This is a genomic window from Roseovarius sp. MBR-79 (assembly GCF_053628555.1).
In genome coordinates this window covers 93,720-108,362 of sequence record NZ_JBRJGP010000009.1, presented here as the reverse complement: position 1 = coordinate 108,362, position 14,643 = coordinate 93,720, and the positions used below count along the sequence as shown (strand labels likewise).

Below are 14,643 nucleotides of genomic sequence, written 5' to 3'. Positions count from 1 at the left end.
CATGCGCGCACTCCTCATTGTTCCGCTTCTCCTGACGCTCTTCACCGCCCCCCTTGCCGCGCAGCAGAGCGACGAGGACAGCGGCGGCTTTCTCGAGCGGCTTCTGGAGGACAACCTCTCCTCCGCCGGGCGCGACGTGCGCATCCGGGGCTTTGCCGGGGCGCTCTCGTCGCAGGCCACGATGGCCGAAATGACCATGTCCGACGCCGAAGGCGTCTGGCTGCGCCTCTCGGGCGTCACCCTCGACTGGTCGCGCGCGGCGCTCCTGCGCGGGCGGTTGGAGGTCAACCGCCTCACGGCGGAAGAAATCGAGATCGCGCGCGCCCCGCTGCCGGGTCCGGAGATCACGCCCGAGAACGCCGAGGCGCGGCCTTTCTCGCTGCCCGAACTCCCCGTCTCGATCAATATCGGCGAGTTGACCGCCGAGACCGTGATCCTCGGCGCGCCCCTTCTGGGCGAGGACATCCGCCTCTCGGTTACCGGCGCGCTCTCGCTCGGCTCCGGTGAAGGCAGTGCCACGCTGGAGGCCCGCCGCCTTGACGGGCGCGGCGCGGTCACGCTGGCGGCGGGCTTTGCCAACGCGACCCGTGTGCTCGCGCTCGATCTGGCGGTGGAGGAGGCCCCGGGCGGTATCGCCGCCACGCTCCTCGCCCTGCCCGGCGCACCCGCGCTCTCGCTGAGCATTACCGGCACCGCACCGCTCGACGACTACGCCGCCGATATCCGTCTGGCCACGGATGGCACCGACCGCCTGACCGGCCGCGTCGCCGTGACCGCGCCCGCAGAGGCCGACGCACGCTTTTCCGCCACGATTGACGGCGATCTCACCCCGCTCCTACCCGCAGAGTTCCGCCCCTTCTTCGGGCCGCAGAGCGCGCTGGTGCTCACCGGCAGCCGCTCCGCCACGGGCCGCACGGAAATCGAGCGCCTGTCGCTCTCGGCGGCGCAATTCGAGCTTGAGGGCAAGCTTGCCCTCGACGCGGCGAACTGGCCCGAACGGTTTGACCTCACAGGCGAAATCGGCAATGGCCAAGCGCCCGTGCGCCTGCCCGTGACCGACCCGCCCACAGAGATCACCGGCGCGACCCTCACCGCGCGCTATGACGCCGCGCGCGGCGACCGCTGGCGCGCCGAGGCGATGATTTCGGGCCTCAGCCAACCCGATCTGCGCCTTGAGACCGCCACCTTGCGCGCGCGTGGCGCGCTCACGCGCACACCGCCACGCGGCGTCACCGCGCTCACCGAGATCACGCTTGACGGCCTCATCCCCGCCGACCCGGCGCTGGCCGAAGCGATAGGCTCCACCCTCACCGGCCATGCCACGGTGGACTGGCGCGAGAACCACCCGCTCATCCTGCGCGCCTTCCGCGCCAGCGCGGGCGACGCCACGCTGTCCGGCTCCGCCGAATTTGCCGCCCTGTCGGAGGGATTTCCGGTCAAGGGCCGTGTGGCCCTCAGCGCCGAGGACCTCGCGCGCTTTGCCCCGCTCTCGGGCCAGCCGCTCGAAGGCCGCGCCAGCGCGGCAATTGTCGGCTCCGGCTCGCTTCTGGGCGGCGATTTCGACCTCACGATCACCGCCGAGACAGACCGCCTTGCGCTTGGCATCCCGCAGCTTGACCCGCTCATCGCGCCGCCCGGCACCCTTTCGCTTGCCGCGCGGCGCGACATCACCGGCACGACGCTCGACCGGTTGCGCATCGAGAACGCCGAGTTTACCGGCACTGCCAAGGGCCGCCTTTCGGGCCAGAGCGGCGCACTCGGCATCAGCGCCGCGCTGCGCGATCTCGGCCTTGCTGACCGTCGGCTTGACGGGCCTGCGCGCGTGGCGGGGGATGTGGGCTGGCAGGCCGGGGGCGATGTGACGCTCTCGGGCCTCAAGGTCACGGCCATGGGGGCCGCGCTCGATCTGACCGGCACGCTCTCGCCCGAGGTGCCCGGCCTGCCCGTTGCGGGGCGCCTCACGGCGGAGGTGGCCGATCTTGCGCGCTTCGCCGCGCTGACCGGCCAGCCGCTCAAGGGCCGAATCGACGCCACGCTTGCAGGACAAGGCGTGATCGAGGATCGGACCGGCGCGATCACGCTCGACGCGCGCAGCACCGGCCTTGCCCTCGGCATCGCCCAGCTTGACCCGCTCATCGCCAGCGCCGGTGCGCTTTCGGTCGACGCCGCCCATGACGGCACGACGACGACGCTGCACGCGCTGCGTCTCAGCTATGACAAGATCCGCCTGACCGCCTCGGGTGCGGGCGGGATCGCAGCGCAGACCGGCGAAGTCACCTTCGATGCGGCCCTCACGGACCTCTCCCCGCTCGATGCGCGCCTCTCGGGCGCGGGCAGCGCCAAGGGCACCGTTGCCCGCGACGCCGACGGCACGATCACCCTGACGGCCCTTGAGGCCGAGGCCATGGGTGCCACCCTCGCCGCCACCGGCACCGTCAACCCCGAGACACCCGCCGCCACCGGCACGCTCACCGCGCGCGTGGCCGATCTTGCCCGCTTCAACGCCCTCTCGGGTCAGCGTCTGCGCGGCAGGCTTGATGTGCAGGCCGAAGGCTCCGGCGAAGGCGAGAGCCTGCGCGTGAAGACCACCCTCGCGGGGCGCGACCTTGCCACCGGCATCGCCGATCTCGACCGCCTCATCGCCGGTCAGCTTGACCTGAGCGCCGATGCGGGCCGCACGCCCGAGCGCATCGGGATCACCGAGATCCGCCTTGCCACGCCGCAACTGACGCTCGATGCGCGCGGCGATGGCGCGGGCGGGCCGGTGACGATTGACGCACGCCTGGCCGATCTCGGGCTTTTCCTGCCCGAGTTTCCCGGCCCCCTCGCCGCGCGCGGCACGGCCACGCTTGCGGGTCCCGAGGCGCGCCGCGTCACCCTCGCGTTCGACGCCACGGGGCCGGCCGGCACCACCGCGCGCGTCTCGGGCGATGTGCTCGACCATGGCGCGCGGCTCGACCTTGCCACCTCGGGGCGCCTGCCGCTTGCCCTCGTCAACCGGTTCATCCAGCCCAATGCCCTTTCGGGCACCGCCGAGTTTGACCTCCGCGCGCAGGGCGCGCCCGCGCTCGCCGCACTTTCGGGCACGGTGCAGACCTCGGGCACACAGGTCTCGCTCCCCGATGCGGGGCTGGCCATCGACGATCTGAGCGGCAGCGCCACGCTTGGCCAATCCCGCGCCATCACCGATGTCACGGCCCGCCTGCGCGACGGCGGCACGGTGCGCATCACCGGCCCGGTCTCGCTTGTCCCCGAATACACGGGCGATCTGACCGTGGCGCTTCTTGGCACGGTGCTCAGCGACCGGCTGATTTACACCACCACGGCAAATGGCACGGTGACGCTCAACGGCCCATTGACCGGCGGCGCGCGCATCGGCGGCGATATCACGCTGGAGGAAACCAATATCCGTATCCCCTCGGGGCTTGGACCCGCCTCTGTCTCGCTGCCCGACCTGCGCCATGTCAACGAAAGCGCCGCCTCCCGGCTCACGCGCGAACGCGCGGGCCTGCTGAAAGACGCAACCGCCAGCACCCCGCGCCGGGCCTTCCCGCTCGATCTTGCGATCAACGCGCCCGCGCGCATCTTCGTGCGCGGGCGTGGCCTCGATGCCGAGCTTGGCGGGCGGCTGCGCATCGGCGGCACCTCGGCCGATGTCTCGCCTGCGGGCTTTTTCGAACTGCGCCGCGGTCGCCTCGACATTCTCGGCAAACGCCTCACCCTCACCGAGGGGCGCGTGACCATGCAAGGCTCGCTCGATCCGTGGCTCCGCTTCGTGGCCGAGACCGAGATCGACAGCACCGATGTGCAGGTGATCATCGAGGGGCTGGCCAGCGCCCCCGAAGTGACGTTCGCCTCAAACCCGGACCTGCCGCAGGAAGAAATCGTCGCGCGGCTCATCTTTGGACGCGGGCTTGACGATATCTCGCCCTTGCAGGCGGCGCAGCTCGCCTCGGCGGTGGCCACGCTCTCGGGCGGCGGCGGCGATCTGGTGGGGCGGCTGCGCGGCGGGTTGGGGCTGGCCGATCTCGACGTAAGCCAGACCGCCGATGGCGACACACAAGTGAGCGCGGGGGCCTATATCTCCGAGAAGGTCTATACCGAGGTGACCGCCGACAGCGCGGGCAAGCAGCGCATCAACCTCAACCTTGACCTCACCGGCTCGCTTACCGTGAAGGGCGGGGCCTCCAACGATGGCGACAGCGGCATCGGCATCTTCTTCGAACGCGATTACTGAGGATCACCGCTGCGGCCCTCTCCGATCTGCGCGCGCAGGCCCCCGAAATCTCGAAAAGATTTCGGACCGATTTCTTTGGAAGAAATCGGTGCCGCCCCCGGCGTGAGCCACCGCACCGGCGCGCGGTTGCAGAAGATCACGATCTGCCCCGAGTTCTCCGCCACCTGATAGCCACGCCGACGGATCTCGGCCATGAAGCGCGCCATGCCGACGAACCGCTCGATAACGCGGGCCTTGCGCCGGATCACACCGCCCTGCTGAACCGCCCTGGACGCGAACAGGTCGTGCAACCAGACTTCGGGAGAGAGGGGTGAGTTGCGGTTTTGCATGGAGCCCGCATGACCGGGGAAGAGTGAATTCGAAGTTAACAGAAGTCGGGGAAATACCGGATTTCGACGGCATTGCGGATGCGTCGGGGGTGGTGGGTGCCCCACCCCCTCGCCACCCCCCGTCGTGTGACCCCGCGACCGGGCGCGGTATCTCCTCGCTACCCCGCCAGCGCCTGTGCCAGATCCTCGCGCAGATCGCTCATGTCCTCGATCCCCACCGACAGCCGGATCAGGTTTTCCGGGATCCCGGTATGCGGCTCGATCGTGTGGCGATGCTCGACCAGGCTCTCGACCCCGCCCAGCGAGGTGGCCCGGTGAAAGAGCCTCAGCCGCCCCACCACCTCCAGCGCGCGCGCCCGGTCGCCCCGGACCAGGAAAGACATCAGATAGCCAAAGCCGCCCGTCATCTGCCGGGCCGCCACGTCATGCCCGGGGTGACGCGCGAGGCCGGGATACAGAACCGCCTCCACGCCGTCATGCGCCTCGAGCCAGGCGGCCAGCGCCAGCGCGCTTGCGCACATCCGCTCCACCCGCAAAGGCAGGGTCCGCATCCCCCGCATCAACAGCCACGCCTCGAACGGCCCGATGATGCTCCCCGCGTCGTGCCGGTCCGTGGCAATCTCGGCCCACATCGGCAGCGACGGCTCACGGCACGACAGAACACCTGCCAGCACGTCCGAATGACCATTCAGCGCCTTGGTGCCCGAATGCATCGAAATATCCGCGCCGAGATCGAGCGCGCGCGTGAGCACCGGCGTCGCCGCCGTGCCATCCACAACCAGCACCGCACCCGCCTTGTGCGCCATGCCCGCCGCCGCCGCGATATCGACCGTGCGCAGCCAGGGATTCGACGGCGTCTCGATCCAGACCATGTCGGCCGAGGACCGGCACGCCTCGGCCAGCGCGCCCGCATCGCTTGCCTCCACCTCGTCGAGCAGGATCGCGCGCCGCACGCAATAATCGCGCACCCATTTCAGCGTGCCCCAGTAGATGCCGGTCTGCATCACCACCCGCGCGCCCGAGGGCAGCGCCCGGAACACCGCCGCCACCGCGGCCATTCCGCTCGGAAAGAGCAGGCTCGCCGCCGCGCCCTCAAGCCGCCGGATCACCTCCTCGGCCTGCCGCACCGTGGCGTTGTGGTCGCGGCCATAGACATTCTCGGGGCGCAGCAGCCCGTAATCCTCGCCCCGCAGATAGGTGGTGGCAAGGCTGATCCCCGGCACCACGCCCCCCGTTTCGGCCTCGGTCGCCCCTGCCGCCTGCGCCGCGATGGTCGCGGGTCTCCAATTCTCGCCAGTCATCCCGTCCCGGTCCTTTTCTTGTTGTTATGTCATGGAAAAGAGCCGCCCCGGCCCCCAGCCCGCCGCTCTCTCGCCCATACCGGCCAATCGCAGCATGTGCCAGAACAGTGCCTGGTTCGAGCTGATCACCGGACGGCCCAACATCGCCTCGCCTTCGTCGATCACGCCCATGCTGCGCAGATTGGTGCAACTGGCAAAGACCGCCTCGACGCCCGTCTCGCGCCCGACCTCGCCGATCGCCGCCAGCGTGGCGGCCTCGGGGATGCGCCCCACGATCCGGTCCTCGCTCTCGCCAAAGCTTTTGGCGGCCACCACCTCGATCCCCGCCGCCGCCAGGGCCGCCTCCATCGGTGCCGTGACCTGCGCGACATAGGGCGATACCATGCCGATCCGGCGCACCCCGAGCGCACCGAGCGCCGCGATCACGGCGCTGAGCGGATCGGTCACCGGCGTGCCGGGATGCGCCTTTGACACGCGGGCCGCAACCTCCGTTGGTCCGATCACCGTCGCGCCCGAAGTGCAGCCATAGCCCACGGCGCGCAGCCCCTGCGGCAACAGCGCCGCCGTGCGCGTCAGCGCGGGTGCCATCTGGCCCAGATCCTCGGGCGTGACGTGATCGCGCGCCGGAATACGCGTGTGCAGCACATGGGCGGGGCGTCCGGCAAAGACCGTCCGCGCCTCCCATTCAAGCCCTGTATCGGTGCTCAGCACGATGAGGCCCAGTTGCAGCCCGTCCCCCGGACCGTCGTCAAGCGCGAACGTCATGGTGCCCCCCCTCCGGCCTGCTGATGATCCCGCCCGAGACCGCCGCCCGCACGCCCGTTGTGCCGGGGCAGGACGTGGGCAGCCCCCGCGCCACCCGCACCGCGAGATGCGCAAAGGCCTGCGCCTCGAGCATGTCGCCATCAAGTCCTGCATCCTCGACCGGCCCCACCGAACAATCAAGCGCCGCGCCCAGCATCGCCATCATCACCGGGTTCCTGCGCCCGCCGCCACAGACCAGCACCCGCTCGGGCGGCTCGGGGCAATGCTCGATCCCGCGCATGACCGCCGAGGCCGCCATCGCCGTCAGCGTCGCCGCCGCATCCGCATCGCTCAACTCCCCCACCAATGCGATCATCTCTGCAAACGCATCGCGGTCAAGAGATTTGGGAGGCATCCGCATGAAATACGGCTCGTCCAGAAACAGCTCCAGCGCGCCTTGCGCAACCCGGCCCCGCCGCGCCAGCGCGCCGTCGCGGTCATACCCCTCGCCGCAGCGCGCGCGCATGAGGTCGTTGATCGGCGCATTGGCCGGCCCGGTATCAAAAGCCAGCAGCGCACCGTCGTCCTCGGGCCGGGTGCAACGCGGATCGACCCATGTCAGGTTGCCGACACCGCCGAGGTTGAGAAAGGCCAGCGGTCGCGTGGCCCCGATCCACCGCGCACAGGCGAAATGGTAAAACGGCGCCAGGGGCGCGCCCTCGCCCCCCAGCCGCACATCGGCGCTGCGGAAATCCCAGACCACCGGCAGGCCGAGCGCCGCCGCCAGCCGCGCACCGTCCCCGGCCTGGTGCGTGCCGCGCCCCTGCGGCTCATGCGCCAGCGTCTGGCCGTGAAATCCCACCAGCGCCGCGCCGTCAAAGCCGCGCAACACCTCGATATGCGCGGCCTCCACCACCGCCGCCGCGCGGGCCACCTCGGGCGCGCCGGGCCAGCACCCGCGCGCTCTGTGCAAGACCTCCGCCTCCTCGGGCGCGTAGGCGCGATAGGCGACGGGGCCAAAGGCGAAGATCTCATGCCCGTCGGTCTCGATCATGGCCGCGTCCACCCCGTCCAGCGACGTCCCCGACATCGCCCCCAAGGCCCACGCCCGCCCCACCTTCAACATGGCCTTTTCCTTCGCCCCACGACTGCCTATACATGCCGCGCAATCGCAGACAGGACAAGCACCATGACCTATCGCCCGAAATCGGATTTCCTGCATATCATGCAGGCGCGCGGCTATCTCGCCGATTGCACCGATCTCGAAGCCCTCGATACGGCGCTGCGCGCAGGCACGGTGACGGCCTATATCGGCTATGATGCGACGGCGAAATCGCTCCATGTCGGGCATCTTCTCAACATCATGATGCTGCGCTGGCTGCAGAAATGTGGGCACAAGCCGATCACGCTGATGGGCGGGGGCACGACCAAGGTGGGCGATCCCTCGTTCCGCTCGGACGAACGCCCGCTGCTCAGCCCGGACCAGATCGACGCCAATATCGCGGGCATGAACCGCGTCTTTGCGCGCTACCTCTCCTACGGGGCGGACGGCGCGCTCATGCTCAACAATGCCGAATGGCTTGACGGGCTGAACTACCTCGATTTCCTGCGTGACATCGGGCGGCATTTCTCGGTCAACCGGATGTTGTCCTTTGAGTCGGTGAAATCCCGCCTCGACCGCGAACAATCGCTGAGCTTTCTCGAATTCAACTACATGATCCTGCAAGCCTACGATTTTCTGGAGCTTTACCGCCGCCACGGCTGCGTGCTCCAGATGGGCGGCTCGGATCAATGGGGCAATATCGTCAACGGCATCGACCTCACCCGTCGCGTGCTCGACGCCGGGGTCTACGGGCTGACCTCGCCGCTTTTGACCACATCGGACGGGCGCAAGATGGGCAAATCGGCAGGCGGGGCCGTCTGGCTCGACGCCGAGTTGCTCAGCCCTTACGAATTCTGGCAGTTCTGGCGCAACACGACCGATGCCGATACCGGTCGCTTCCTCAAGCTCTACACCGAATTGCCGGTCGAGGAGTGCGAGCGTCTTGGCGCGCTTGAAGGGTCCGAGATCAACGCGGCCAAGATCATTCTGGCCAACGAGGTGACAACGCTTTTGCACGGCACCGAGGCCGCGAAGGCCGCCGAGGCCACAGCGCGCGAGGTGTTCGAGAAGGGCGGCGTGGGCGATGATCTGCCCACCGTCGAGATCACACCCGAAGAGCTCGCGGCCGGCCTCTCCATCGTGCAACTCATCGTGCGCGCGGGGCTGGCCAAAACCGGCAAGGAGGCCAAGCGCCTCATTGCCGAGAACGGCGCGCGGCTCGACGATTCGCCGCTTACCGATGCGGGCCTGATCCTCGACGCCGCAGCCCTCGCCACACCGATCAAGCTCTCGGCGGGCAAGAAGCGCCACGCGCTGGTGAAGCGCGCCCACTGACCCGCGCGCACGCCGATTTCTTCCAAAGAAATCGGACCGAAGTCTTTTCAAGACTTCGGCTCCCGTCACCGAAACGTCGCAGTCTCCCGCTTGCAGCCCCCGCCTTGCGGGCATATCCCTCTTGCCATGACCGATCACACCTCGGATACCCCCGGCGGCATGGGAGCCTTCGAGCGTTGGCTCTCGCTCTGGGTGGCGCTGGCCATCGCGGCGGGGGTGGCGCTCGGCAATCTTGTTCCCGGCCTCTTTCAGACCCTCGCCGCTGCCGAGATCGCCCGCGTCAACCTGCCCGTGGCGCTGCTCATTTGGGCGATGGTCTTTCCGATGATGGTGGGCGTTGATTTCGGCGCGCTGCGGCAGGTGGGCGAGCGGCCCAAGGGCCTTGTCATCACGCTCGCCGTCAACTGGCTGATCAAGCCCTTCACCATGGCAGCACTCGGCGTGCTCTTCTTCCGGCATGTCTTTGCCGGGTTGATTCCGCCCGAGGAGGCGCAGGCCTATCTCGCGGGCCTCATCCTGCTGGGAGCCGCGCCCTGTACCGCCATGGTTTTCGTCTGGTCGCAGCTTACGCGCGGCGATGCCACCTATACGCTGGTGCAGGTCAGCGTGAACGACGTGATCATGGTCTTTGCCTTCGCGCCCATCGTGGCGCTGTTGCTTGGCGTGAGCGATATCGCCGTGCCGTGGGAGACACTGCTCTTGTCGGTGCTGCTCTACATACTCATTCCGCTCGCCGCCGGCATCGCCATCCGCAACCGGCTGATGCAGCAGGGCGGCGAACCGGCCGTCGAGGCATTTCGCGCGCGCGTCAAGCCCGTCACCGTCATCGGCCTGCTTGTGACCGTGGTGCTGCTCTTCGGCTTTCAGGGTCAAGTGATCCTCGACCGGCCCCTTGTCATCGTGCTCATCGCCGTGCCGCTGCTCCTGCAGAGTTACGGCATTTTCTTTGTCGCCTACGGTCTTGCCCGCGCATGGCGCGTGCCCTTCAACGTCGCCGCGCCCTGCGCGCTCATCGGCACGTCGAATTTCTTTGAACTCGCGGTCGCCGTCGCCATCAGCCTTTTCGGTCTCGGATCGGGTGCCGCGCTGGCCACCGTGGTCGGCGTGCTGGTGGAGGTGCCGGTCATGCTCTCGCTCGTGGCCTTCGCCAACCGCACGCGGCACTGGTTTCCGGGCTGAGCGGAAGCGCGCCCGTGCCGCCCTGTCAGCGCGCCGCCTCCAGCACCTCTCGCACCGCCTCGATGGGCACGTCCGAGGTCACGAAAGCCGCGCCGATCCCGCGCGCCAGCACGAATCGCAGCGTCCCGTCCACCACCTTCTTGTCCTGACCCATAAGGCGGACCAGATGGTCACTATCCGGCAACTCTCCGTCGATATCAGACAGATCAACCTTCATCTTCATGTCGCACAGATGGGCGCGCACCCGGCTCGGCTCTTCCTGAGAGCAAAGCCCCAGCCGCGCCGAGAGCGAAAACGCCAGCGCACACCCGATCGCCACCCCCTCGCCATGCAAGAGCCGCGCCCCGTCGTAGTGTGTGGCGGCCTCCAGCGCATGACAGAATGTATGGCCGAGGTTGAGAAGCGCGCGGTCGCCCTGTTCGGTCTCGTCGCGCACGACGATCTCGGCCTTCATCTCGACCGAGCGTTTCACAAGATGGATGCGCGCCGCCATATCGCCCGCGGCGGCGCGTGATCCATTGCTTTCAAGCCATTGAAAAAATTGACGGTCGCCCAAAAGTCCGTATTTCACCACCTCGCCGTAACCCGCCAGATAGTCCCGTTCGCTCAGCGTTCCCAACACCTCGGTATCGGCCAGAACGAGCGACGGCTGATGAAACGCCCCGATGAGGTTCTTGCCCTGTGGCGCATTGATCCCGGTCTTGCCGCCAACGGAACTGTCCACCTGCGCCAGAAGGCTCGTCGGCACCTGCACGAAGCGCACCCCTCGCCGCAGGATCGCGGCAGCAAACCCCACAAGATCGCCGATCACCCCGCCGCCAAGCGCCACGACCATGTCGCCGCGCTCGATCTTCTCGTCCAGAAGCCACGCCACGACCCGTTCCAGATGCGGCCAGGATTTCGTAGCCTCGCCGGGTGGCAGCGTCAGGCACGAACATGATATATCATTATTTTTCAGTCCATTAATGAACGAACCTAAATGCAGCTTCGCCACCGTCTCATCACTGACCACCGCCACGCGGGGCCGCCGCAGAAGCGGCGCGATACGTGCCCCGGCCTGCCCCAGAAGGCCCGGCCCGATCACCACATCATAGGCCCGTTCGCCCAGCCCCACATGCACCGTTTCGATCATGTCACCTTCTCCAGAATGTCGGGCCGCGTGGCCAATGCCTCGGCGACCCGCGCCGCCATCGCCTCGATCGTGTAATCGGGATCCGCCCTGACGCGCAGATCGGCCTGCGCATAGATCGGCGCGCGCGCCTCGTAAATCTCGCGCAGCGTCTCTTGTGGTTGAGGCGTGCGCAGCAAAGGCCTGGTATTCTTGCCCTTCACGCGCGACCACAGCAAATTGAGATCGGCGTCGAGCCAGACCGATACGCCCTTTTGCGACATCAGCCGCCGGTTGCGCTCGGCCAGAAACGCACCGCCCCCCGTGGAGAGGATCCCGCAATGGGCCTCCAGCAACCGGTCGATCACCTCGGTCTCGCGACGGCGAAAGAACTCCTCGCCATCGCGTTGGAATATCTCGGCGATCGTCATGTTCGCGGCCTTCTCGATCTCGGCATCGGAATCGATGAAGGGAACCCCAAGGCGGGCCGCAAGCGCCTTGCCCACGGCAGTCTTGCCCGCGCCCATCATCCCGACAAGGACCACGGATTTCTTCAGTTTCCAGCCCGTGCAAGCCGCCACGCTCGGCGCTCCCCTGCCTGTTTGCGAAGTTTTTTCCTCAATGGCGTGATATTGTCGGGAATGCCAGTTATATGTGAGCGAAAATCACAGGGCAAACAGGCAGGATACCTTATGTTTCGGCTCATCAAATGGCTGATTTACCTCGCGGTTCTGGCTGTGATCGCACTCACGGCCTATGCCTATATCGGCCCTTTCTTCGGGGCGGATTTCGCACCATCGCAGACCGAGATCCGGCAAGATGTCACCCTTGAGGCAAAGTAGCAGCGCGCTTGCCGCCGTGCTCTGGGGCGGCATGGCCATGGCGCAAGCGCCGCTCTCGGCCATCGACTGGCTGACAGAAGCCCCGACCGTGACCGTGACCCCGCAAGGGCCGCCCGTGTCCGAGGGGGCAGACGTGCCCGATGTCTCCGTCACGGCACTCGATGCGCCGCGCGCCGATGCTGTCGGCCTGTTGCCGGCCGCGGTCACCGGCTTGCCGACAACGCTTTGGCAAAACAGCACGACCGCGGCCCTGACCGGGTATCTGAACCGGTTGCCGGAACGCCCTTTGCCGGCGCTTCAGGCGCTCTATTACACGCTTTTGCTGACCGAGGCGGACCCGCCCCCCGACACCGGACCGCAAGCGCGCTTTCTCAATGCGCGCCTTGCCGCGCTGCGCCGGTTCGGGGCGGTGGAACCCGCGCTCGCACTGGTAGAACGCGCGGGTGGCAACACGCCCGCGCTTTTTGATGCCTGGCTCGATCTGGCGCTGCTGGAAGGCGGCGAGGATCCGGCCTGCGCAGCCCTCGCCCGCGCCCCCCATCTGAGCCGCGACGCGGGCAAGCGTATCTACTGCCTCGCGCGCGCGGGGGATTGGGAGACGGCGGCCCTGATTTTGCACGGGGCCGAGGCGACGGGCACGCTTGATGAGGCGGATGTGACCCTGCTGGCGCTTTTCCTCGAGCCGGAGCTGATCGACGACATCGATCCGCCAGAGCCGCCCAGCCCGATGACGCCGCTGCGTTTCCGCCTTTTCGAGGCGATCGGCGCGCCGCTTGGCACGCGCGATCTGCCACGCGACTTCGCCATGGCCGATCTGCGCGGCACGGCGGGCTGGAAGGCCGAGATCGAGGCCGCCGAACGGCTGGCCGAGACCGGGGCCGTCGCCGGGGCGCGGCTTTTCGGGCTTTATACCGCGCGCAAACGCGCCGCCTCGGGCGGTGTGTGGGAGCGGGTCGGTGCCATTCAGGCGCTCGATGCGGCGCTTGACGCGGGCCAGCCCGAGACGCTGGCCCGCGCCCTGCCCGCGGCATGGGCCGCCGCGCAGGAGGTGCGGCTGCAAGCCGTGCTGGGCGAGATTTTCGCCGAGCGCCTGCTTGCCGCCCCCCTTGCCACGGCCACGCGTCCCCTCGCCTCTGAAATCGTGGCGCTGTCGGCCCGTTACGAGCGCGCGACAGACATCCTGCCCCCCTCCACGCCACGCCAGAGGCTGCTGGCCGGACTGGCCCGCGGCAAACCACAGGCAGGCGACGCCGTGACCCCGCTCGAAAGCGCGATTGTAGACGCCTTTGCCAGCACCGCCCCCGCCCCCGAACACCGCGCCCTGATCGACGGCGGGCGACTGGGCGAGGCGATCCTTGCCGCCGCCACGCAGCTTGACGCCGCCGCCGTCCGCACGGCCCCTTCGGCCACGCGCGCGGCCCTTGCCACGCTGCGCGCCGTGGGGCTGGAGGACACCGCGCGCCGCGCCGCCCTTCAGCTGTTGCTCCTTGGCCCGTCGAGATGACCGACGGGACCCGAATCGCCACCTTCCTAGAGGCACAGGCCGCCGACCTTGGGGCTGCGCGCAACACCCTTCTGGCCTATGGCCGCGACCTCAAGGATTACGCGGGCTGGCTCGCGCGGCGGGGCGGCGCGCTCCTGACGGCCAGTCAAGGCGATGTGGAATCCTACCTCGTCGCCTGCGATGCCGAGGGGCTGGCGAAATCGACACGGGCGCGGCGGCTGTCCTCTGTCCGGCAATTCTACCGCTTCGCCGTCGAGGAGGGCTGGCGCGCCGACAACCCGGCCATCCGGCTCAGGGGGCCGGGCCGTATGCGTCACCTGCCCGGCACGCTGAGCGTGGCCGAGGTCGAGCGGCTGCTGGCCGGCGCGCCGACGGTGGGACGCGGCGCTGCGGAGCGGGCGCGCAACGCGGCCCTTGTCAGCCTCCTTTATGCCACCGGGATGCGGGTGAGCGAACTGGTGGAACTGCCGGTCGCGGCGGCGCGCGGCCGCCCCGAGATGCTCTTGGTGCGCGGCAAGGGCGGCAAGGAGCGGCTGGTGCCCCTGTCGCCGCCTGCCCGCGCCGCGCTCGATGACTGGTTGCGCGCGCGCGATACCGACAAGGCGCGCGCGGCCTCACCCCATCTTTTCCCCTCGGGCGGCAAGGCGGGGCATCTCACGCGCCACCGCTTCTACGGGCTGATCAAGGAAATCGCAGTGGCCGCCGGGGTCGATCCCGCGCAGGTCACGCCGCACCGGTTGCGCCACGCCTTCGCCACGCATCTTCTGGCGGGCGGGGCCGATCTGCGGGTGATCCAGACGCTTCTGGGCCATGCCGATGTCGCCACCACCGAAATCTACACCCATGTGCTCGACGCCCGCCTGCGCGCGCTCGTGGAAGAACATCACCCGCTTGCCCGCGTCCCCCGAACCGATAGGTCAGAGCCTTGAACACGCGCGTGAGACACCCCATAACCACCCCAT

At 68.4% G+C, this 14,643-nt stretch carries 12 protein-coding genes; 6 read left to right on the top strand and 6 right to left on the bottom strand.

Annotated features, from left to right (window positions below; translation table 11 throughout):
- Position 1: 1 nt before the first annotated feature.
- Positions 2–4,237 (top strand): translocation/assembly module TamB domain-containing protein, encoded by a 4,236-nt coding sequence (locus ACSSV8_RS11140; protein WP_454282470.1) that lies wholly within the window; start codon positions 2–4, stop codon positions 4,235–4,237.
- On the opposite strand, the gene ACSSV8_RS11135 is transcribed toward ACSSV8_RS11140, so the two are convergent.
- The 4 genes from ACSSV8_RS11135 to ACSSV8_RS11120 all read right to left on the bottom strand — a co-directional run bounded on the left by ACSSV8_RS11135 (position 4,231) and on the right by ACSSV8_RS11120 (position 7,737).
- Entirely contained in the window at positions 4,231–4,566 is a 336-nt protein-coding gene (locus tag ACSSV8_RS11135; RefSeq protein WP_454282469.1) for an aspartate aminotransferase, read from the bottom strand. The two genes, ACSSV8_RS11140 and ACSSV8_RS11135, sit on opposite strands and share 7 nt — an antisense overlap.
- 158 nt (positions 4,567–4,724) lie before the next feature.
- Positions 4,725–5,867: a trans-sulfuration enzyme family protein gene (locus ACSSV8_RS11130; RefSeq protein ID WP_454282468.1), complete on the bottom strand. Its 1,143-nt coding sequence runs from the start codon at positions 5,865–5,867 to the stop codon at positions 4,725–4,727.
- 24 nt (positions 5,868–5,891) lie between these two features.
- Entirely contained in the window at positions 5,892–6,632 is a 741-nt protein-coding gene (locus ACSSV8_RS11125) for a maleate cis-trans isomerase family protein (protein WP_454282467.1), read from the bottom strand.
- Positions 6,616–7,737 carry an anhydro-N-acetylmuramic acid kinase gene (locus ACSSV8_RS11120; protein WP_454282466.1) on the bottom strand — a complete coding sequence of 374 codons (1,122 nt, stop codon included), beginning with the start codon at positions 7,735–7,737 and terminating at the stop codon, positions 6,616–6,618. Before ACSSV8_RS11120 ends, ACSSV8_RS11125 begins: the two co-directional genes overlap by 17 nt.
- A 63-nt stretch (positions 7,738–7,800) precedes the next feature.
- Here ACSSV8_RS11120 and tyrS point away from each other — a divergent pair, with 63 nt between their 5' ends.
- Positions 7,801–9,048: a tyrosine--tRNA ligase gene (tyrS, locus tag ACSSV8_RS11115; RefSeq protein WP_454282465.1), complete on the top strand. Its 1,248-nt coding sequence runs from the start codon at positions 7,801–7,803 to the stop codon at positions 9,046–9,048.
- A 126-nt stretch (positions 9,049–9,174) separates the two neighbouring features.
- Positions 9,175–10,227 (top strand): ACR3 family arsenite efflux transporter, encoded by a 1,053-nt coding sequence (arsB, locus tag ACSSV8_RS11110; RefSeq protein WP_354537335.1) that lies wholly within the window; start codon positions 9,175–9,177, stop codon positions 10,225–10,227.
- A 25-nt stretch (positions 10,228–10,252) separates the two neighbouring features.
- On the opposite strand, the gene aroB is transcribed toward arsB, so the two are convergent.
- The gene (gene aroB / locus ACSSV8_RS11105; RefSeq protein ID WP_454282464.1) at positions 10,253–11,359 is read right to left on the bottom strand and encodes a 3-dehydroquinate synthase; all 1,107 of its coding nucleotides are present in this window, start codon (positions 11,357–11,359) and stop codon (positions 10,253–10,255) included.
- Positions 11,356–11,916 carry a shikimate kinase gene (locus ACSSV8_RS11100; protein ID WP_454282463.1) on the bottom strand — a complete coding sequence of 187 codons (561 nt, stop codon included), beginning with the start codon at positions 11,914–11,916 and terminating at the stop codon, positions 11,356–11,358. The genes aroB and ACSSV8_RS11100 overlap by 4 nt, the downstream gene beginning before the upstream one ends.
- A gap of 111 nt (positions 11,917–12,027) precedes the next feature.
- Between ACSSV8_RS11100 and ACSSV8_RS11095 the strand changes: the two genes are divergently transcribed.
- The 3 genes from ACSSV8_RS11095 to ACSSV8_RS11085 are packed head-to-tail and all read left to right on the top strand — an operon-like array spanning position 12,028 to position 14,610.
- Complete coding sequence (locus ACSSV8_RS11095; RefSeq protein ID WP_354537338.1) at positions 12,028–12,177, top strand: hypothetical protein; 150 nt, start codon at positions 12,028–12,030, stop codon at positions 12,175–12,177.
- Entirely contained in the window at positions 12,164–13,681 is a 1,518-nt protein-coding gene (locus ACSSV8_RS11090) for a hypothetical protein (protein WP_454282462.1), read from the top strand. The genes ACSSV8_RS11095 and ACSSV8_RS11090 overlap by 14 nt, the downstream gene beginning before the upstream one ends.
- Positions 13,678–14,610, top strand: a complete 933-nt coding sequence (locus ACSSV8_RS11085) for a site-specific tyrosine recombinase XerD (protein WP_454282461.1) — start codon at positions 13,678–13,680, stop codon at positions 14,608–14,610. The genes ACSSV8_RS11090 and ACSSV8_RS11085 overlap by 4 nt, the downstream gene beginning before the upstream one ends.
- The last annotated feature ends 33 nt before the right edge of the window (positions 14,611–14,643 follow it).